Here is a 20,725-nt window from a genome sequence, read left to right as displayed (position 1 = left end):
TTATTTACAGTTCACAGTTATTGACTGTTCTTGGGAACGGGATCACATCTCTGATATTGCTCATTCCCGTCAAATACATGATGCATCTTTCAAATCCCAGACCAAATCCGGAATGTCTCGTGGATCCATATTTTCTGAGATCCAGATAAAACTCATAGTCTGCCCGGTTCAGTCCCAGCTGGTCCATTCTTGCCAGAAGCTTCTCATAGTCATCCTCCCTCTGGCTTCCTCCGATGATCTCTCCGATTCCCGGCACCAGGCAGTCTACCGCCGCTACCGTCTTTCCGTCCGGATTCTGCTTCATGTAGAAGGACTTGATCTCTTTGGGATAGTTGGTTACAAATACCGGTTTTTTGAAAATTTCTTCGGTCAGATATCTTTCATGCTCCGTCTGAAGATCTGATCCCCAGCTCACCGGATATTCAAAATTCTGGTTATTCTTTTCCAGAAGCTCTACGGCTTCTGTATAGGTGATTCTTACAAACTCCGAATTTCTGACATGGTTCAGCCGATCCAGAAGTCCCTTGTCTACGAAGGTGTTGAAGAAATTCATCTCTTCCGGCGCCTCTTCCAGTACGTATCCGATCACATACTTCAGCATTGCCTCCGCTACGTTCATATTTTCTTCCAGATCTGCAAAGGCCATCTCCGGCTCGATCATCCAGAACTCTGCCGCGTGGCGTGTGGTGTTGGAATTCTCCGCGCGGAAAGTAGGCCCAAAGGTATAAATATCCCGGAAAGCCTGTGCATAGGCCTCTCCGTTTAACTGACCGCTGACGGTCAGATTGGTCTCTTTTCCAAAGAAATCCTCATGAAAATCCACGCTGCCTTCTTCGGTCCGCGGCAGATTCTCCATGTCCAGCGTCGTCACCCGGAACATTTCTCCTGCTCCCTCTGCGTCGCTTCCTGTGATCAGCGGGGTATGTACATACACAAAGCCTCTTTCCTGGAAAAACTTATGAATGGCATACGCCGTCAGAGAACGGATCCGAAAGACTGCCTGGAAGGTATTGGTCCTGGGTCTTAAATGGGCGATGGTCCTCAAATATTCAAAGGTATGGCGCTTCTTTTGCAGCGGATAATCCGGAGCCGACGCTCCCTCGATCTCCACCCTATCCGCCTGTATCTCAAACGGCTGCTTTGCCTCCGGCGTCGCCACCAGGGTTCCTGTTATGACAACTGCCGCCCCTACGTTCAATTTGGATACTTCTCCAAAATTGTCCAGCGTATCGTGGTATACGATCTGCAACGGCTCAAAAAATGTTCCGTCATTTAATACAATAAAACCAAAAGCCTTGGAGCCTCTGACACTTCTGACCCAGCCTCCTACCGTAATCTTTTGCCCCAAAAACTTCTCCTGCTCTCTGTATAATTCCTTGATCTTTACAAAATCCATCTAACTGCTCCTTTATCCTGCTATACTTTTCTTCATATTGTTTCATTATATCTCTTTTTCTGCTTTCTGTAAACGGTCCTGGAAAAGAACCTACCAACGAAAAAGAAGTACCCTTCCTTATGCCCGAACCCCCTCTCTTCCAGCATGCACATCCCAGAGGGCGCAGCCACACATAGCGCAACAACTTCTTACCGGAAATACATTTGCGAAAGATCATTCCCCTGGCTGCCTGCGCCAACACGCTTTTGCGATGGAAACGCACGCAGACGGGCGCATACTGCAACAGGCTGCCGATCCCGGAAAGGGAAGCGTCAGCCTGTTTGCTTCAACGATGCAGCGCCGGGTAACGGCCTGCGCTATTTCTTTTTTCTACAGCTTTACTTTACACGCTTTCTTTTGAAAGCCCTACCGGCCAGGATCATGGAAGCGACTGTCAAAAGACTGTATAGTACAACCGGACTGGTTTCTCCGGTTTTTGGTGATGCTCCCGATTTCTTCACATCTTTATAGGTGTTTGTTACCAGGAAGTTTGTAGCGTCTCCTGAGATTTCGGACGTATACCCGGCAATCTTCTCTTCCTCAATGGTATACTTGATTTCTTTTCCGTCCTGATACTGTTCCAACCCTGCAAAGGTATGCTGCCAGTTCTTTTCTTTTGTCAGGACAGCCTTTTCTATCTTTTTCCCATCTGCAAGCAAATAGATGACTGCAGAATCTGCCGGTTTCCCAATCCACTTTTTGGTCACGGGAACGGATACTTTTCCCTTGATGGTATTGGTAATGGTCAGGAGCGTTTCTGCCTCTCCGGAATAAGACGCCGAATACCCTGTTTCTTCCAGTTCTTTTACCGTATACTGGATCTCTTTGCCCTTCTTATATTTGGGCAGATCTTTGAATGTATGCTTCCAGCCGTCCTTCGCCGTCAGCTCATACTCTGCCGCTTTCTCCTCATCTGCATAAAGTTCTATCCGGACGCTCTCTGGTCGAAGCCCTTTTGCATCCTCGTTATCCACCCACACTTTTTCCACCGGTATATCTATGTGTTCCGGGGTATATGTATTTGTGATCGTAGTGCCCTCAATGTCGGCTTCATAGCCGGGTACTTCTTTTTCCGTTACAGAATATACGATTTTATCCCCCTTTTCGTCAAAGGTGGGCAGATGTGTGAAGGAATATTTCCAATTTCCTTCTTTCGTTGCTTTTGTGGTCATCTGGGTCTCCCGACCGTTTCGTACCAGAATTACCACTACTTCATCCGGCCGCTTCCCATCCTGATCCTCTCCGTCGTTCCATACTTTCTCTCCTGACAGGGAGATCTCCGGGTTCATCAGGTCATTGACGATATGATACGAATACGTCTTTCCCTGTTCCCTTACCGCAATGGGGATCTCTTTTTCTGAAGCGGTGTAGCCTGCAAGGCCTTTGCTTTCCTTTAATACATAGTCTCCGTAGGCCACATCTGAAAACACAACGTCCCCATTCTGATCTGTCAGTTTTTTCTCCACGACTTTGCCGTCCTTTGACAACGTAAATTCCACTCCCGCAAGAGCCTTTTTTCGTGTCGTGTTGTCTGTTTTGTGAACAGAGATCGTTCCCTTTTTCCGCTGGTTGCTTATAGTAAGCTCCGCTTCCTTCTCTGTCCCGGACAGCGTTACCGGATACTCTTTTGTGGACACTACATAGGGCGCCTGCGTGCTTACTTCACGGACCACATAGGTTCCATGCGGAACCAGCTCAAATTGCGCCTCTCCCTTTTCGTCCGTCATTACATTCGCGATCTTCTCCCCTTTGTAATTTACCACTTCCTTCCCATCCTGCGTGCGGATACTGAAAACCGTATCCGCGATCCGCTTAGGTGATCCGTCCTCATTTTTCTCGTCTGCCGATGTTTTTATGATGTGAACGCTGCCATATTCCGGAAGCAAGGCGACGTTCATGATCTGCTGGCGGTGCGTCGGCGACAATGTATATTCTCTGGTCTGCGCTGTGTTTTCTGTGATAGAGGTCTCCAAAATCGAATTGGCTACTTCTTCTCCGCCGGATGTTTTTCCCTGGAACGCCTGACTTGCCTGCTTATCAAAAGCCACCAGATAGTTTCCTCTCTTATATACAGGGAAGGAGTAGGCCCCCTTATCATCGGTTTTCCCTTTGATCTCTTTTCCGTTAAAGTCTGTGGCCGCCGTACCATCCGGATTTACGATTCTCACGCCAACATTGGAAGCCAGGATATCTTTGTCGTCATATTGTCCGTTCTTGTTCAGATCCAAATAGGCGATTCCCTTTACCAGATACGTCAGGAAATCTACCGACACCTTATTTCCTTCTGTATAATTCTTCCCATTTGTACTGAAGGCAGAGGAATTTACTGCCAAGGAAGTCGTCTCATCAAGCTCTTTGTCTCCCGGAATCCGAGCCGGAATCACAATATTCAATTCTTCCTTGGGCTTTAACACCTGTCCCTCTTTCAATGAGATCTTGACAGATTTTACTTTTGTGAAGTCCGTTACCTGATCTCTGGTTACCCAGACGCCGTCACGCACACTTCCCAGATCCGCTCCCTGATCGGACAACTGATAGAAAAACTCTACTTTTTCCAGAATATCCGGGTTTGCTTCTTCCAGCGAGCCGGTGAGGGGCGTTGCGTAGGTAGACTTTCTCTCTACGTAAGCATTCTGCTCATTGGGACTGATGCTGTGATCCCCCACTGCAGGCAACACATCCAGGATCGACAGCTTTTCCACATCCTTAATGGAATTGTTAAAAAGATTTATCTTGTACTGAATGGCATACCCCAGATCGCCTGTCGTACCGGTCGCATATTCGCCGTCGTGACGGACAGTATTGTTCAGGAGCAGTTCCAGCGGCGGAACAAAGGTTACCGTCGTGTCCTTTTTCATAAAGATCTCCGAAGTATCCCCATCCTGATCCAGATCCAGCGCATCCACATAATCATTTTCCCGGTTATTTCCGGTTCCATACGGACGGATATAATCGTTTTCATCATACGTCAGATAGTTGGTAAATTTATTTTCTCCCCGTGCCGCATACTTCGTAGCCCTCAGTTCCAAATAAAGGGGATAGTAAGAAGCCGGCGTCACCCCGCCATACTCTACTATGACGGCGGTTTTCCCTGTCCCCTGAAAGTTCTTTACTTCGGTAACTTTCGGTTCAATAGGGTTGGTCCTCCACTGTGAGTCATACAGCCTTTTCTCAAACTTGCCTGTGTACTCAAACCCGGGAGGCAAAAGGGTGATCGTGCGGACATTGGGAATTTTTTCCAGATCCCCATATGTAGCAGAATCATGATTGATTCTCGGCAATGCCGGACCCACCAGATATTGAAAGGTGGCATCGTTGGCATATTCTACGACACGCGGCTCATCGGCAAACTCGTTGACAACCGGATGCAAGGGGGATACCAGAAAATACGTCGGAATGCTCGCTGTTCCCTTCTGTCCCAGATAAGCTCCTTTGACGTATTCTTTTTTTGCTGTGTCATAGTAGAGTACACTCGTAGAGCTGTTGTAAGTAATGGAGCCATCTGCCAGGGCGTCCAGCTTCTTCAGCTCTTCCTCTGACAGCCACACTCTTTCATGTAACTGGATCCCCGCGTTATCCAGTACGATCGGTTTTTCAAATTTGACGACAATTTCTTCGTAGTTCCTGTGCTTGTCCTCGATCAAAACAGGCGTATTATACTTGACATGCTCCTGAATCAGATGCTCGGCACCCGCTTTATCGATCCCGTACAGCTTGGTGTTTCCGTTATTGATGGCATCGATTACAGCCTGACTGTGTTCCGCATTATAGGGATTTTGCTCGTCTGTTGCATATGTTGTGATCGTTGTGCTTTTAAAGTAAACGCCGGCCGAATCCAGCCTGCTGTAGACTGCTTTTACCTCTGTGGTTTCTCCTCCGGAATATCTGTTTTCATAACTGGAGCCATTATTGACATTCACCGCCCTGATACGAAGAGGGATCCCTCTTTCATTCATCCTGTAGGCGCCTTTATAAATCTTCCCGTCAAGATAGTGGTATTCCGGGCTGTAAATATATACAAACTCTTCGCCGATATGATAATCCGCATGACTGTGCTTACTATAACTAAATCTGCCATTTTGGGAATAGGGGACCGGCTTAAAATAAAAGGTTTCTATTCTCCTGCCAACATATTCTCCACCGTTTCCGTTTTCGTCTACGTTCTTATAGTAGTCGATCGTAATGGGAATATCCTTATTGACAGATACCGCTCCCGGCGCCAGACGGATATTCGCACCGACAGCCTGGCGGCCATTGGTCCAGTCTGCCGGACTTCCGATCTTATTAAAATTTACATTTTCCAGGAGAATCTCCACCTTATTGTCATGGATATTCTTCGTGTGCTTTCCCGCTCCGTGAACACCAACGGAGTCTGCCCGCATGCCCGGCTCGTCCTCCGGAAACGTGTAAACGACTTTGATGTTCTTTGGGATCTCCATTCCGACACTTTCATTGACCCCCTCTATCTTATCCGGATAGATCGCCGAAAAAACATTGGTTTTCGGAATAGTGTTCGGAGCAGTTTTGGCATCGCCCAGCTGTTCTACATAGCCGGTCACGACATAGCGATGTCCATTCTCTGTTGCTTTCTTTTCAGAGTTCATCAGTCCCGAAGCGCCATGCACCGACCACAGAGCAAACCCTATCGTCTTCGCCACATATTTATGTGTCGTTTCCTTAATGGGCGTACCGTCGCTTTGATACAACCCGGCCTTCACTTCGATACTGTCGTCATTTCTCGCATGATTTCCGTCAAATTTAAAGAAGTATTGATAGCTGTAATGTGTTCCTCCCGTGATTCTGGGATAGGTGTATTTTACGTAGTTGTATTCTCCATCCTCGTATCTTTCGGTTGTTCCCGCCTGGGAATCCACAAAACGCAGATCTGTGATCTTATCGGTTTTTGGCACCCGGATCAGAAGATACGGTGCGTCCACGCTGTACGTATTCCCGGAAACATCCAAGTCCACCACACTGTCTACCTGCTGCTGGGTATACCAGACTTCCGGCAGGTCTTGCAGGCCATTTTCCGTCAGTCTCGCAATTTTCAGGTCGATCTTTTCCGTATCCTCCTCTCGCAGACCGGTCGCTTCTGCCGCACCTCTCTCAACAGCCGCTTCCGGTGCTTTCATACTGTTTTCCGTCAGACCACCGGAGCCTCCTGCCAGGCTTTCTGTTTCTGTCGCTTCACCGATCTGGCTTTCTTCCACCGATGCTCCCGTTGCCGAAGCCGGATGATCCTCTGCATAAACCAGATCGATACCAGGCAGGACACTGGTCATCAGCATTGCCACCGCCAATATGCCTGCCGCAATTTTTTTCCTGTTGCCTTTCATGATGCATCTCCTCTCTCAATCCTTTCAAGCTTTGTATAAGCCGTATAAAAAAGCCTCAAACCTTGTATTAAAAAAACGAAAATAACGCACCCCCTCCGGCTACGCATTTTCGTCTTCTATCATAGGGTTCTCTATCCTAATTCTGTCTGTCTATCTAAAAATTGTTTCATGGTACGCACGCCCTGTCAAGCTGTTTTGCCTGCTTTTCTATCAACTTTCTATTCTAAACTTTCTGGTCCTCTGTATTCTATCACTGATAACGATTCCTGTCACCATTTTTTCGGGAAGTCTGAAATTTTTCTGGCAGATATGACCCTGCACGTCTCCCGTCACTGTCCTTGCAGGATAGTATTCCATCGATAATAACCAGGATACCTCCCCTTCATTTTAAAACATTTCCGACTTGTTTCTGTCTTGTGCACAGAACAGCATTGCCACACCTTGATTTTCCACCGCTATCATGCTATACTTCCAATCGCTACTAAAAGCCCCAAAAACAAGGTCTTAAGGGCTTTTCGACGATTTCCGTCGTAAAATGAATCGAGTGTTCGCGACCTTCCACTCGTAAAACAAAACTAAAGGAGAATTGCTATGAAACAAAAAAATGTAATCTTTCTGACGCAGGCTGCTATGATCGCAGCCCTCTATGTGGTGCTGACCCTTGTGTTTGCTCCTTTTTCTTTTAAGGAGATCCAGGTTCGGCTGGCAGAGGCTCTGACCATCCTGCCTGCCTTCACGCCCGCCGCCATTCCCGGCCTGTTTGTGGGATGTCTCATCGGAAACATCCTTGGCGGAGCCGCTTTGCCGGATATCCTGTTTGGCAGCCTTGCCACCCTGGCGGCTGCCTTTCTGACCTATCTGCTACGAAGCAGATCTCCCTTTCTGGCACCGGCTCCCCCTGTTCTGGTCAACACGCTTGTGGTTCCTTTTATCCTGCGGTTTGGATACGGAATCCTGCTTCCCATTCCTCTTATGATGCTGACGGTAGGGATCGGAGAACTGATCTCCTGCGGAATCCTGGGAATGGCGCTGTATTTTGTACTCCACCGCCATCAATCCACAATCTTTGGGAATCTTACCGGATAGTATGCCGGCAGCCCTCTTTGCTCTTCTGATTTGGAAGATCAAAGCCCGATACTGACATTTCCCATGGCGTTTGCAGACTGACGAAAGTCTTCAAACGTCATGGTTTTTTCTTCCCCTGTTTTCCCATCGGTATAGAAAATCTGCCCGCCGCCGTAGCCGGTCATCAGGATGGTTTCCTTCTCTCCCAGGACCGCCAGGACCAGGCGATTCTGCCCCATCAGGTACAGTAACTGTTCCAGGCTGCATCCGGAAAGATCCATCTCTCTTCCTCCCTTTAAAGCCTTTGCCGCCTGCAGTGGAAGCTCTCCTTCCTGCAGTTTTTCCACCAGGGCAGCCTCGTCCGCTTCCCTTCCAAACACCTGATATCCGGCTTCATAGCTGCCGTCCGCCCACAGGATCTGCTGGTAGGAATCTATTGCCAGGCCTTTTTCTTTTTCCGCTGCCAAAACCGCCTCTCCTGCCTGCTCAAAGATGCCCTGCAGTTTTCCCTTTCCGTATACAAAATACCGATCAGCCGTTGTTGCCTCCTCTTTTTTCGATGCTTCTGTCTGCTTTCCTACCTCCATTACCACCGGGTTTTCATACAGAACCTGTTTGGGATTGAGGAATTTAGGATCCTTATCGGAAATTCCATTCTCATACGTCAACCGCCACTGCGTTTCTTTCAGTTCCGTCTGATAGCTGGTCAGTTGAATATTGCTCTCCTTCTTTTCCGCATTATTGGTGATATAGTCCGAGCTGTCCGCCACATAATAACTTCCGCTGTTTTTTACCCGCTCCAGTGTGATCATATTCTCGGAAAAGACGGCTTTTCGCACATACGTCCCTTCCTGCTGGTACGTTTTTTTCAATTCTTCTTTTTCGTTCTGGATCTCCAGCTTATACATGGGAAGGATCTCTTCTCCGGAAAGAAGCATTCCCTTTTCCTCCTCCTTTGCCACTCCACAGACAAAGTCTCTTTGGACAAATCCCAGCGGATATCGGATCTCTCCCTTTGGATCTTCTATGGTCCAGAAGCGGTTCTCTTTCAGATCCCGCACGATCATCAGAGCTTCTCCTTTTTCCAGGGAACGGTAGGCCGCCATGCCGGCTTCCCGGGACAGAACCCATTCCCCTTCCTTCAGTCCTTCCGCCAGAGCCTTTTCTCCCCCTGTCTTCAGGTTGAACTGATACAGGGTTCCGTCAGAGATCACATACAGAAGCTTTTTGCTCCGGTTGTAATAAAAGACATCTGACAGCTCATATTCCGCTGCCTCCCCCGATGTATCAGTGGACAAAAACGCCTGCTCCTCCACCGAGTTTTTTCGGATATCGTACACATATACGGCAAGTCCGGTCTCTCCTTCGTGCTCTCCCCGGTTCATATATCCGGAAACGGAAAAAACGGTATCTCCATCCTCTTCCACATCCAGGATCTGCACGCTGTGATGGGGCGTCAGATTCCGGATATCCTTGCTCTCCGCCGAAGAAAAGCTGAACACCAGTGCCAGCTCATCTGTATTTTTATTGTAATTCCAAAGCTCATTTGCTTCCACAAAGGACACGATGGAGCCATCCTGGTTGACACCATAGGAAATATCGTCAGAGGTGATCCCCAGCTGGATTCCCTTCTCATTTAGCACATGACGGGTCGCGTCAAATACCTGTTCCATTTCTCTGTCATAATCCAAAAGGTATGTGTCCGACGTTCCTGCTGCGTGTCTGACCTTGAAAAATTCTGTCACCTGATACAGGTCGGTTTCATTTTCTTCTCCCTTACACCTTACACGGTATTCCAGCTGCACCGCCACATAGGAGGAAGTGATCTCTTTTACGTTCCAGCGTTCTCCCTGCTCCACCTGAGGCTTTAAGCCTCCCCATGTCACATGGTCAAAGTCGGATTCGATGGTGACCTTTTGGAAGGTGGTGTTGTCCGCATCCTCCGAAGGCTCTATCGCCGTTCCGATCCCCTGGTCCTCTCCCTTTTCCAGTGCATTCTCATGAAAATCCCGGATGTAATCCAGGCTTTCACTCACCGATTTCCCCGCCTCCGGCGTCAGTCGTGTATAATAAAACACGTCTTTATCTCCCTTTACATGGAAGACCATTTCCAGCCAGCCATCCTGTTCCTTCCATTCTTCCTCCAGTTTGACCTGAAATTTGACCCCGGGGGATTCTATGGATCCTTTCTGGCGTTTTTCTTTTCCATCCAGAGAATACACGGTGTAACTGACGCGCTGGATCTTTGCCTCGTAAGGCTCTATCCGAACGTCCAGCTTTCCATCTTTGACAGGCGTCACCGTCTCCCGGATCGCCGTCAGATCTCTCTTTGAAGCATAGCCGGGCAACGTATTCAGCCCATAGCCGTTGTAGGAAAACGTAACCTGCGGGTATGTGGCCGCCCCCATATCCGCCGTCATGTTGTCGTTTCCCTTATTGGTAAAATATTCAAACACAAGAACCGCCAGGATAAATACTCCTGCAAGTATCGCTCCATGGGTCAGTCGTTTTTTTCTGCTCATAGCATTCTCTGCCTTTCTTTCAGAAGCCCTGCAATGGAAGGGGTCACATGAAGAGCCGCTTCACAGTTTTCCAGAGCTTTTTGATCCTTTTTGATATGCCCCGTCCGAACGGCCCGGATCAGAATATTTTTGGGCGTGTGCTCCATTTCGATAAACTCCAGGATCTGAGCCTCGTAGCCGCAGGCCTCCAGATGCTCTGCCCGCAGTGCATCCGTCACAAGCGCCGCGATCCGTTCTTTGATCAGTCCATATTTTAATACAGGTGCCAGCGTCTCATTCCGGATCTGTCCGTTTAATTCATGCTGACAGCAGGGAACTGCCAGGATCACATCCGCTTCCCATTCCACCGCCTTCTGCAGCGCAAAGTCCGTCGCCGTATCACAGGCGTGCAGGCTGACCACCATATCGATCTTCCTCTCCCCGGTATAATCTGCGATATTTCCGTGCTGAAACTGCAACTTCTCATATCCATACGCTTCCGCCAGACGGTTGCAGTGGTCTATCACCTCTTTTTTCAGATCCAATCCGATGATCCTCACATCATATCCCATCTTTTCCCGCAGATAGTAATACATGGCAAAGCTCAGATACGATTTCCCGCATCCAAAATCCAGGATCGTCACTTCCCTTTCCTTATCCAGCGCCGGCAAAACATCCTCCACAAACTCCAGATACCGGTTGATCTGGCGGAACTTATCCATGCGGGAGCGAACGATCCTGCCTTCTTTTGTCAGCACTCCCAAGTCTAAAAGAAACGGAACTGCATCTCCTTCTTCCAGGATATACCGTTTCTTCCGGTTATGTTCCCTGGTAATTTCTGTTTTGCTCTATACCGCCTTCTTTTTGATGGTAAGCGTTCCCTTTTTCCCTGCCAGGACGGTGATTCTCCACTGTCTGGTCTCTATCTGTAGCTGTTTCATCTCCCGCATCCCCTCCAGGATCGCCAGAATGGTCTCTTCCTTTGAAAGATTCTGGTGAAATGCCTGATGATTTCGGAAGGTTTCTATCTGAAAGCATAGTTCTCCCTTTTTCATCAAGGGTCTGATCCTTTGCTTTTCTATCCCGCCTTTTTTTCTGGGACCGCTGATCACTGCCCCTGCAAAATCCATATTCAGTTGTTCTTCCAATACTTTTTTTAATCTCTCCATAGCAGATTCATTGTACTGTTTTTTCCCCTGAAACGCAAGCGGGCATTTGTGCCCTGTATCGTCACAAACACCCGCATTTTTCTGTTTCCTTTCCTTCTCGTTTCCCTGCGTTATGCTTTCCCTGCTTCTTTTTCAGGAGAAGGGCTTTCTTCCTCCCGGCAGGGCATTCTCCTGGCCTGAAGAGGGAAACGTATGGTCACCTTGAACAAATCTCCGTCCACATACACATCGAAGGTTCCTCCCTGCAATTCTGTCAGCGATTTGGCAATAGAAAGTCCCAGTCCGCTTCCTTCCGTACTTCGGGAGATATCTCCCCGGATAAACCGCTCCGTCAGCTCCTCTGCCGGAATGTTCAGAGGATTTCGGGACACATTCTTCAGACAGAACACCGCCTGGTTTCCGCCCTGGATCTTCAGGTCCGTGTAGACCCTTGTCCCTTCCATCCCATATTTGGTCACATTGCTGTAAATATTTTCCAGCACCCGCCACATCCTTCGTCCGTCTACATACACCACCGTTTCCTTCTCCGGGAGGCACAATACCTCTTCCATCCGCCTCTCCTGGAAGCGTTCTTCAAATTCTCCGCTTACCTGCTGGATCATTTCCACCAGATTGATATTCATACACTCCAGCGTGATATTCCCCGAGCTGGCCTTGGATGCTTCTACCACATCCTCCGTAATGGTCTTCAGTCTCTGCGACTTTTCTTCGATGATGTCCAGGTATTTTTGTATCTTGGGATCTTCAAATTTCTCTTTCTTCAAAAGCCCCGCATAATTGATGATGGAAGTCAACGGCGTCTTAATATCGTGGGAAACATTCGTGATCAGCTCTGTCTTCATCCTCTCGCTTTTTAGGTTTTCCTCCAGCGCCATATCAAACCCGTTCCCGATGGCATTGACCTGCTCTGCTGTCCTTAGCATATCTCCTTTCAGTCCCTCCAGCGGAACCTTGTAGCTTACTTTTCCTTCTGCGATTTCCTGGATCCCCTTCTGGATCTTTTTCCGGCTCAGCTCTCTTCTGATCAGATAGACAAACACAGCCCCTTCCATGATCAGCAGCACCAGGGTTCCCTGGTAAATTCCTCCGGCAATGATGATCCAGTGCATCAGTATGAATCCCAGAAACAGCAGGATCGTCTTCCATACCTGATTCAGATTTCTAAACAGAGTCCCCGCAAACCGGCAAAGTCTTCCGGTCGCGCTGTTCCTCCACACCTGTTTTCCCTTGATCTTCCTGACGATACTCAGGTAGGTCACAAAGAACCATCCGCAAAGAGTCACCGCTCCCACTGCCATGATCATCATTTCCGGAATCAGGCTGTAATAGATTTGAGAAATGCTTTCTCCCTGCTCCGGATAATAAGAGCCACTGATTCCTCCCATTTCCAATACCGGCGCGGTGATCAAAAGCGTTCCCAGAAAAAATCCGGCCAATAGAATCTCTATCGGAAGGCGATCCAGAAAAATATAGTGCAGATCGTCATCCTCCGGCTTTCTTCCGGCCACCGTCGTCAGCCAGATCAGGATGCCTAAAAAGAGGGCGGAAGCGATGCAGCCCGAGAGCAGTAATGTATTTCCCAGATGTCCGTATTTTCCAAACAGACGGCTTTCCTGGTAAAATTTGTCCTGGATCGGATAGTGGGTGTCCACTCCGATAGCCAGCAGGTCATTTCCGGTCTTGCCGCTAAGTCCCGTCAGCATGGCTCTCCACCCGGATGCCTGCGTCCGTTTGATATTGGTTTCAAATTCTTCCAGCCGGTCGGTTACGATCACAAACCGTCCCATCTTCCGAATCTGTTTCAGACTTTCTTTCCAGTTGTCAGCGTTTTCAAAGCCTGTCCGGTTTGTTTTGACCGTACCTGCAGTAAAATTACAATACAGATACGCCAGATTGGTATCCCCTTCCCGGTAGCTTTCTTCCAGTACCGCTGCAGAATCCGCCTCCATCTTCACCTGGTAGGCAGCACTGCGGACCAACTGGTAGGCCGTCTCCAGTTTTCCGTTCCAATCCGGGTTTTCATTGGCGATCTCCAAAATATCTGCTTTTCCCTGCGGCGGATACTTCTCCCGGATCCATAGTCCGTCATAGCTCCAGAAATTGGTATAGACCACCTTGCCTTCTTTGTCCTGGATCACGGAAGTTGTCATTTCGTTGTCTTTCTGCACATTTCCCCGTTTCAGATCCGCCAGGACCTGATCTACAAAGTCATCTCCTCCCATCTCCTTCGCTTCCACAAACTGGAGATTCCCGGACTTGATCTCCTCTGCAAAGTTCTCGTACCAGAAGTACCGATACCCGCCTCCTTGTTTCTGACATACCACGATAGGCGGCGGAGCTGCTCCGGGATCCAGACTGTCCTCCCCTTCCTTCTCCCACTGGTCTCCCCACTGGTAAAGATCACTCAGGCGGTATTCCAGCCCGCTGGATTCCTCCGGCTTTGGCACTCCCTCCTCCACATAGGCCTTCACATCGATCACATCCGTGGATTCTTTGACGTTTTCTCCGCCAAATTTCTCCTGCATCGCCACGCCGTCCAGAATCTCTCTGGCAGACTGCTCCACCGTATCTCCAAAACTCACGCTGTTTTCGTAGGTTTTTGCCGGCCTGCCCGTCAGCCATTCCCGAAACAGCTCCGGATAGGATGCCAGCAAAAACAGATCCAGGGCCAAAATCACCGCCAGCGCATGCGCAGTCAGGATCAAAAGGCCTTTTGTGATCCCGCTGCAATACCATTTCTTTTTCATGTAGCTCCCCGCTTTCTATGAATACTTTTCAATCTTGTAGCCTACTCCCCAAACCACTTTCAGGTATCTGGGCTCCTTGGGATTGATTTCTATCTTTTCCCGAATATGGCGAATGTGGACCGCTACCGTATTGTCCACGCCGATCGCCTCCTCGTTCCATATATTTTCATAAATCTGGTCAATGGAGAAAACCCTGCCCTGATTTTTTACCAGAAGCAGCAAGATATTATATTCCAGTGGAGTCAGCTTGACCGGCTCTCCCTCTACCGTAACCTCCTTTAGCGCATCGTTGATAGACAGTCCGCCCGTCGTATACACCTCCGGCCCCGTCTCTGACAGGGTGCTTCCCAGCTTTGTGTAGCGCCGCAGCTGCGACTTGACTCTGGCTACCAGCTCCAGCGGGTTAAAGGGCTTTGTCACGTAATCATCCGCCCCCACATTTAGTCCCAGGATCTTATCGGCATCTTCTGATTTTGCAGACAGGATAATAATCGGAATATTATTTTCCTCCCGGATCTTCAGGGTGGCCCGGATTCCGTCCAGCCTTGGCATCATAATATCTATGATCAGAAGAGACACCTGTTCTTTCTTCAGGATTTTTACCGCTTCCTCTCCATCATATGCCTTGATCACCTGAAAGCCTTCCTGCTCCAGATAGATATCGATGGCTTCCACAATTTCTTTATCATCGTCACATACTAAAATTCTTTCCATCGTCTTCACCCCCTCCATACTATACAAGAATATCAGCCAATTTTTAAGAGTCTCCGGGTAAAATTCTTAATATATTATGAGTTTTTCTGTCTGCCGGATCGTAAACGATATCTTTCGAGCTTCGCCATGACAGCCTCCTTTCCCTACCATGATGCCCGGTTCTGAGATCGCAAACGATACCTTTCGGGATTCGCCATGACGGCCTACCTCTCACAGATACTTACGCTTTGTCCTGCCACTTCTGCACGAAGGCACAAAAAGAAACAGGGGATTTTCTTTCTGTCGGTTCTCCCTGTCCCCGGAAATCTCCCCGGATCCCATACCGCTTTCACAAAATACCCTGTTTCCTACCTCTTGTCTCTGTGAGCACGTTTTTACAGCGATATTTTTACGTCTTCACAGTCACTTGCCGTCAGCCGTCCTTTCTCTGGCTTTCGCTTGTTATCCGCTGTTTACCGCCGGCTTCTTTTTCCGAACCGTCCTAGAACCCGGTCAGCCGGAACAGCATCAGTTCATTTGCTGACCCATCCTCTCTTTCCTGTGTTACCAGAAGCAGCAAAGATCCATCCTCCAGTTTCTGCATATCTTCCAGCCACGGATAACTGGTTCCGAAGATTTTTGACGTTTCGATGGAGCCTACCGACGTCCCGTCCTTCGCCCAGAAATGGATCCTTCTCATATTTCCGTCGGTTGCCACAAATCCATTTTCTGTCTCTGCCATGCCGGTAATGTATCCCAGCCTATCCGGATCGCTGCTCTGCTCTCCTCCCAACTCCACTACCTGATTGCCTTCATAATCGTATACGATGATCTTGGTTTCCGTCTCATCACTGTCTGCCGCTTTCTTCTTTCCTGCTACCATAATATAATTTTCTGTAATCTGCACATCGTCCAGCATCTGGAACGGTCCCTGCCTGTTGGCATCATCATTCAATCCGCTTAAGATCCATGGTTCTGCTGTCAGTACCCCGCTCTTATTGGTGACCTTCATGGGGTCGCTGTTGACCCAGAAGCTGATCCCCCATTCTCCGGAAGGATGCATATTAAGATCCCCCTTGATGGTCGTCTGCATTGCCTGCTTTCCGTCTTTTATGCCAATCACCTCGAACACACCCTGCGCCACATACAGCATTCCACTGTTATCTGTGGACAGATATTCATAGTCTGTTTCCAGCTCCAGGGAATCTTCCTTTACCAGTCCCTTTTCTTTATATTCGTAGGTAGTCAGCTTGTTTCCAAGCAGATGGAACAATTTTCCGTTCTGATGCACAAATTTATGCTTCATGATCTCCTGTGTTCCCTCTTTTCCGTCAAACGGAATGTATTCCGGCTGAATGGTATAGCTTCCCACCATCTGCTCAGACAACTTTGGCTGGAAGGCTTTCCCGTCCCAGGGCCACGGCGCTTCTTTGTTTTTCTCTCCCTTGTCGCTAATCACGATTCCTTCTATCAGTTTCTTGACCTTTTTGTTTTCCTTATCTCCGGACACCTCGATCCGGTAGGAAACTCCCGTCTTTTCATGTCGATACAAATAGACGTCTGTGTCGTTCTGCTCCGAGGACGCCCTTGCAAATTCTGCATTTCCTGACGAAATCCCTTTTACCTTTCCATCGGCATACTCCCTTAGATCTACTTTCCATTCCGCAAGTTTTTTCCGAAAGGTGATCGCTTCTTCCTTTTCTCCTGTAATGCGGATGCGCACATCGGACTCCTCCCGGGTGCTGCCATCATATAGCAGGAGATTTCCATACCCTTTCTCCTTTTTCAGTTCCTCTTTATCGTACTTCCATCCTTTTGGATAATACACGGTAAAAACTCCTGCCTCTACTTTTTCTCTGTCTTTCCATTCTTTTTTTGTCTGCTTTGCCGAATCCTTCTGTTCCGTTTCCTTTTTCTGACTGCATGCTACCGGCAGGATCAGACACAGGATCAGGACAGCCCACCACAGACACCGTTTGATCTGTTTCATAAAATCCCTCCTCGTTTTTCTACTTCTATTTTCCCTGCTGGGCGCGTATTAAGAGCTCTTAATGCAGTGGAAGGTGTAATAATCATCTGCATTACTGTAGGAAACTTCCAATGTCTGATCTTCCAGGATCGTCACATAAATGGCCGGTTCCTCTGTCTCAATGGTACAGTAGCCCAGCGCAACGGACCATTTGAAATCTCCTATCTCCTGTCCTTTATAGATCACAGATACCTGGTGATCTTTCTTAAAATTCAGTCGCAGCCCGTCGTTGATGTTCTCCACACCTTCCATGGTGGTCTGGGGACCGTCTCCCAATATCTCCTCCACGCTGTCTGACATCCACTCGCCCAGCATGGCTTTTTCTTCCTCGCCCATGTACAGAGAGGGATCCATGGCATCCGTTCCGTCCTTGGCAAAAATGACCTTGACTCCCATCCCCATCATATTCTCAAAGGTGATACTGTCTTTCCCCAAGGTTCCTTCCATCTTTTCTCCCTCAATGGTCAGGGTAAACTTATCCCCGTCTACCGACCACTTCCCTTTTCCCTTGTCTTTTCCGATGGTCACATCTGCTTTCCCACCGCTTTTTGCCACAAACTCAAATTTGCCGCCGAAAGATTCTTCTACTGACACCTGCACGCCTATCATTTCTCCCAGGATCGCTACCCATTTCCCTTCATAAGGACTCTTTTTCCCCTGTTTTCCTCCTCCGCAGGCAGTTAGCCCTGCCATGCTGATCACCATCGCTATCACCAATATCATACTAACCTTCTTTTTCATATACGCACTCCCTTTCTTTTTTTCAGCTTCTACCCAGCTTCTGCGCTCTGCCTATTTTCCACCGGAAAAATATGGAGTCAAAAGCTCTGCCACGTTGCTGATAGGCATGGTTTGCAGGATGACCTTTCCAGGTCCTTTTACTACCGTATTAAAGACTCCTTCTCCGCCCAGCAGCATATTTTTTGCTCCTTTTACCGCAACCACATCCATCGTGCAGGTATCCTCCATGGCTGCCAGATAGCCTGTGCTGACCACGATCTCCTGCCCTGCTTTTAGTTCATATTCCACTGCATGCCCGTCAATTTCCACAAAGGCTGTTCCGTTTCCGGTCAGTTTCTGCATGACAAAACCTTCTCCTCCGAACAATCCCTTGCCCAGCTTTTTCTGAAAATGCATGGATAGCTCCACTCCCGCTTCCGATGCCAGAAATGCACTTTTCTGCACGATCATGGACCTTCCCATCCGGATGTCCAACGCCTTGATGGCTCCCGGAAAGCTGGAGGCAAATGCAATCATTCCGTCTCCCCCTTCCGCCGTAAACCGATTCTGGAAGATGGCTTCCCCCGACAGAAATCTTCCCATCATTTTTTTCATCCCGCCTCCCGACGTGGTTTCCATTTTCATGTTGGGACTCATCCAACTCATACTCCCGCTTTCTGTGATCATACATTCTCCGGCTCCCAGCTCGCACACTACAACCGGAAGATTTCCTCCTAAAATTTCATACTTTTTCATAACAGCTCTCCTTTCTTCATCCTACAACACTCCCTTTTTCCCCCAGTTTCCTGGCACATTGTTCGCACATATCCAGATCTTCACATGCCATAAAACACTCATCACACACCCACCTGCCGCAAATAGGGCACCTACTGAACAGCCTTTCCCCCACCTGCAACGCCGCCCTTTCTGCTTCCTGTTTTTCTCTCTCATAGAGGGCTACATAGACCACTTTTTTTCCTTCTGTTATAGGAGACGTATGCATCTTGGAAAACGGTATCTTCCGGCTCTTCCAGGTCTTCCCGCAATTTTCACAGGTCACGGCAAACTGGAAGCCATCCTCCTGTGAGCAGTCTTTCAATAGATGTTTGAAATCCCTCTGCACTTCTTCACCCCCTTTTTCCTTGACGACTCCGGGTCAACGCGTTTGTGCTTGATGACTTTATTTTATAAATCGCCTCTGGGAAAATCTATGGTTCCCGGTCTACCTTTTTCCTTCTTTCGAGAAAGCCTTCTAAAAAGTAAACCTGGTCTACCATGCAAAAAGCACAAAAACCAAAATTGATTTTTGTGCTTTTTGCTGTGTATTCCCTTTTTTCTAACGATTCTCCCGCCCTGCAGGAGCCATCCTCCTATGGCAGCTCCCCTTCTTCGGCTCTGCCTGTTCCCCGTATCTCTTCCGCCTGCTCTATACTTCCCAACTGCAGTTGCTCCAGACAACCGCACCTGCGAAACAAGTCTAAATACACGGTCAGTTCATCATTAGAAGAAACTTTTAATTTTCTATAGATATTTCCATTGTGCTTTTTTACCGTACTCATGCTGAGAAATGCCATCCCCGGTATCTGCGACACCTCATACCCTTCCAGATAATATCGGAAAATATGATACTCTGCCCGCGTCAGACTTTTTACATTTTCTGCAAATTCCGCAAAAAGTTCCGCGATATTTGGCGGCAGATCTCCTTTCTCCAGGGGACGTTTCTGCTTTGCCAGACGTTTGCACAATTCCTCCAATTCTGCAATGCTGTAGGCTTTTCCTTCTTTTGCGATCATACCCTCCCCAATATCCTCAAAATCTCTGACAATGGGTTTCACAAAACTATTGGAAAGAATCCCCGCCAGGATCAGCATCACAACTGTAAATCCCACCGCTGCCGCCATCATATAGTTCCTGCTCTTCTGGATATACTGGTCACACCCCTGCCGGGGAAGCAGGATCGCCGCGGCCCACCTTTCTCCCTTTTCTCCCGGCAGTTCCATCTCTTTTTGTACGCCGTAATACTCCCCGTCAGAAGACTGATACAGACTGTAGTACTGCTTTTGTTTTACCCGGAAAAGAGACTCACTGTTTTTCAGCCAGGTACCGTCTCTATCTCCTGACATCCCTTTTTCCAACCGCAGCCGTTTTCCGTCGGTTGGCGCCAATACCGTCACGGCAGACCCGTAGGAACTGCTTTCCGCCGGATATTCCAGATTAAAATGTACCTCGTTCAATTCGATCCCACACACACCGCACACCTCTCCGGTGCTGATCCGAATGGGAATCATCAGAAGGATCACATCCTCCCAGGTATTTTTCAGCTTACTCTTCTGGGTCCAGTAATAGTCTTCCTGTCCCGTTTTTTGCGCCGCCATCCAGCTTCCGGGAAGCTCATCCGTCTGAAACTCCATGTTCCAGCGATTGTGCAGCTCCAGCCCGTTTTCTCTCGCAACTTCTGACATTCCGCGAAACAAAATCGTTTCCGGAGTCAGCACCACATTGCTGCTGACATTGATCAGCCGCAGATAAACTCCGCTTTTTGATTGTTCCGCTCCGGGAAGCTGGGTATTGACCGTCGCATTGACGACTGCAAATGCACCGCTGCTCCTTCCCAGGCGGATCGTGGTGTTCAATTCCTTGTACAGCATCTTCTGCACTTCCAGCAGTTCCTCCGGATGGTCGTTCAGATCCGAAACGGTCAGCCCCTTTTCTTTCAGGAGATATTCCAGGTTCTGCCCCAGCCCTCTGGAAAGCTGCAGCCCATAGCCAGTATACTCTTCCAGTTCTTCTGAAACTTTTTCATAAGAGCTTTGCAGTTGCTGCTCCATCGTTTGGGCGATCTGCTGTTTTGTTTTCAGCGGTCCGCCAATCGCTGCCAGCATCAGCAGAACGATCCCCAGCGCGGCGAAGATCAGGCTGACCAGGTAAAGCATCAATCTCCCCCGCATCGTAGTCTTTCTATCTCTGAGAAGGCGCAGAAGCTTTCCTAACTCTCTCCATCTGTTTCTCATAGTCCTTCCTCACTTGTCC

General features: G+C 48.5%; 11 protein-coding genes and 1 pseudogene. 1 reads left to right on the top strand and 11 read right to left on the bottom strand.

Translation table 11 applies throughout. The features are described 5' to 3' along the window. Positions 1-4 precede the first annotated feature (4 nt). Positions 5-1,396 (bottom strand): asparagine--tRNA ligase, encoded by a 1,392-nt coding sequence (gene asnS / locus SOW26_RS01780; RefSeq protein WP_276958792.1) that lies wholly within the window; start codon positions 1,394-1,396, stop codon positions 5-7. A gap of 377 nt (positions 1,397-1,773) precedes the next feature. Then, entirely contained in the window at positions 1,774-6,771 is a 4,998-nt protein-coding gene (locus tag SOW26_RS01775; RefSeq protein WP_320651780.1) for a Cna B-type domain-containing protein, read from the bottom strand. 591 nt (positions 6,772-7,362) lie between these two features. On the opposite strand from SOW26_RS01775, the gene SOW26_RS01770 reads away from it, so the two are divergent. Beyond that, positions 7,363-7,857 carry a QueT transporter family protein gene (locus tag SOW26_RS01770; protein WP_276958788.1) on the top strand — a complete coding sequence of 165 codons (495 nt, stop codon included), beginning with the start codon at positions 7,363-7,365 and terminating at the stop codon, positions 7,855-7,857. Between the two features lie 38 nt (positions 7,858-7,895). Here SOW26_RS01770 and SOW26_RS01765 read toward each other — a convergent pair whose 3' ends face one another. From SOW26_RS01765 to SOW26_RS01725, 9 genes and pseudogenes are all read right to left on the bottom strand, one after another. Continuing rightward, on the bottom strand, positions 7,896-10,358 hold the full coding sequence (locus tag SOW26_RS01765) for a hypothetical protein (RefSeq protein ID WP_276958786.1): 2,463 nt from the start codon (positions 10,356-10,358) through the stop codon (positions 7,896-7,898). Further along, a pseudogene (locus tag SOW26_RS09685) lies at positions 10,355-11,506 on the bottom strand (class I SAM-dependent methyltransferase). Before SOW26_RS09685 ends, SOW26_RS01765 begins: the two are co-directional and overlap by 4 nt. A 110-nt stretch (positions 11,507-11,616) precedes the next feature. Continuing rightward, the gene (locus SOW26_RS01755; protein ID WP_320651779.1) at positions 11,617-14,253 is read right to left on the bottom strand and encodes a sensor histidine kinase; all 2,637 of its coding nucleotides are present in this window, start codon (positions 14,251-14,253) and stop codon (positions 11,617-11,619) included. Positions 14,254-14,268: 15 nt separating this feature from the next. Beyond that, positions 14,269-14,967, bottom strand: a complete 699-nt coding sequence (locus SOW26_RS01750) for a response regulator transcription factor (RefSeq protein WP_276958780.1) — start codon at positions 14,965-14,967, stop codon at positions 14,269-14,271. A 481-nt stretch (positions 14,968-15,448) separates the two neighbouring features. Next, positions 15,449-16,936, bottom strand: coding sequence for a hypothetical protein (locus SOW26_RS01745; protein WP_276958778.1), 1,488 nt, complete (start codon positions 16,934-16,936; stop codon positions 15,449-15,451). Positions 16,937-16,984: 48 nt separating this feature from the next. After that, positions 16,985-17,716: a hypothetical protein gene (locus tag SOW26_RS01740; RefSeq protein ID WP_154476990.1), complete on the bottom strand. Its 732-nt coding sequence runs from the start codon at positions 17,714-17,716 to the stop codon at positions 16,985-16,987. Positions 17,717-17,767: 51 nt separating this feature from the next. Further along, positions 17,768-18,451 carry a TIGR00266 family protein gene (locus SOW26_RS01735; protein ID WP_154476991.1) on the bottom strand — a complete coding sequence of 228 codons (684 nt, stop codon included), beginning with the start codon at positions 18,449-18,451 and terminating at the stop codon, positions 17,768-17,770. Positions 18,452-18,467: 16 nt separating this feature from the next. Continuing rightward, positions 18,468-18,818 carry a hypothetical protein gene (locus SOW26_RS01730; protein WP_206671422.1) on the bottom strand — a complete coding sequence of 117 codons (351 nt, stop codon included), beginning with the start codon at positions 18,816-18,818 and terminating at the stop codon, positions 18,468-18,470. A 247-nt stretch (positions 18,819-19,065) separates the two neighbouring features. Next, complete coding sequence (locus SOW26_RS01725; RefSeq protein WP_276958777.1) at positions 19,066-20,706, bottom strand: response regulator transcription factor; 1,641 nt, start codon at positions 20,704-20,706, stop codon at positions 19,066-19,068. Positions 20,707-20,725: the final 19 nt, after the last annotated feature.

The organism is Suipraeoptans intestinalis, assembly GCF_034091795.1.
In the GTDB taxonomy this organism is placed as follows: Bacteria; Bacillota; Clostridia; order Lachnospirales; family Lachnospiraceae; genus Suipraeoptans; species Suipraeoptans intestinalis.
The sequence above is the reverse complement of the archived record's forward strand: the minus strand, read 5'-3'. Positions and strand labels throughout refer to the sequence as shown.

Bases quoted from the DNA above. Each gene is read 5' to 3' on its own strand.
- SOW26_RS01740 (WP_154476990.1), bottom strand. From the start codon at position 17,716: ATGAAAAAGAAGGTTAGTATGATATTGGTGATAGCGATGGTGATCAGC.
- SOW26_RS01770 (WP_276958788.1), top strand. From the start codon at position 7,363: ATGAAACAAAAAAATGTAATCTTTCTGACGCAGGCTGCTATGATCGCA.
- SOW26_RS01725 (WP_276958777.1), bottom strand. From the start codon at position 20,706: ATGAGAAACAGATGGAGAGAGTTAGGAAAGCTTCTGCGCCTTCTCAGA.
- SOW26_RS01765 (WP_276958786.1), bottom strand. From the start codon at position 10,358: ATGAGCAGAAAAAAACGACTGACCCATGGAGCGATACTTGCAGGAGTA.
- SOW26_RS01735 (WP_154476991.1), bottom strand. From the start codon at position 18,451: ATGAAAAAGTATGAAATTTTAGGAGGAAATCTTCCGGTTGTAGTGTGC.
- SOW26_RS01745 (WP_276958778.1), bottom strand. From the start codon at position 16,936: ATGAAACAGATCAAACGGTGTCTGTGGTGGGCTGTCCTGATCCTGTGT.
- SOW26_RS01750 (WP_276958780.1), bottom strand. From the start codon at position 14,967: ATGGAAAGAATTTTAGTATGTGACGATGATAAAGAAATTGTGGAAGCC.
- SOW26_RS01755 (WP_320651779.1), bottom strand. From the start codon at position 14,253: ATGAAAAAGAAATGGTATTGCAGCGGGATCACAAAAGGCCTTTTGATC.
- SOW26_RS01775 (WP_320651780.1), bottom strand. From the start codon at position 6,771: ATGAAAGGCAACAGGAAAAAAATTGCGGCAGGCATATTGGCGGTGGCA.
- asnS (WP_276958792.1), bottom strand. From the start codon at position 1,396: ATGGATTTTGTAAAGATCAAGGAATTATACAGAGAGCAGGAGAAGTTT.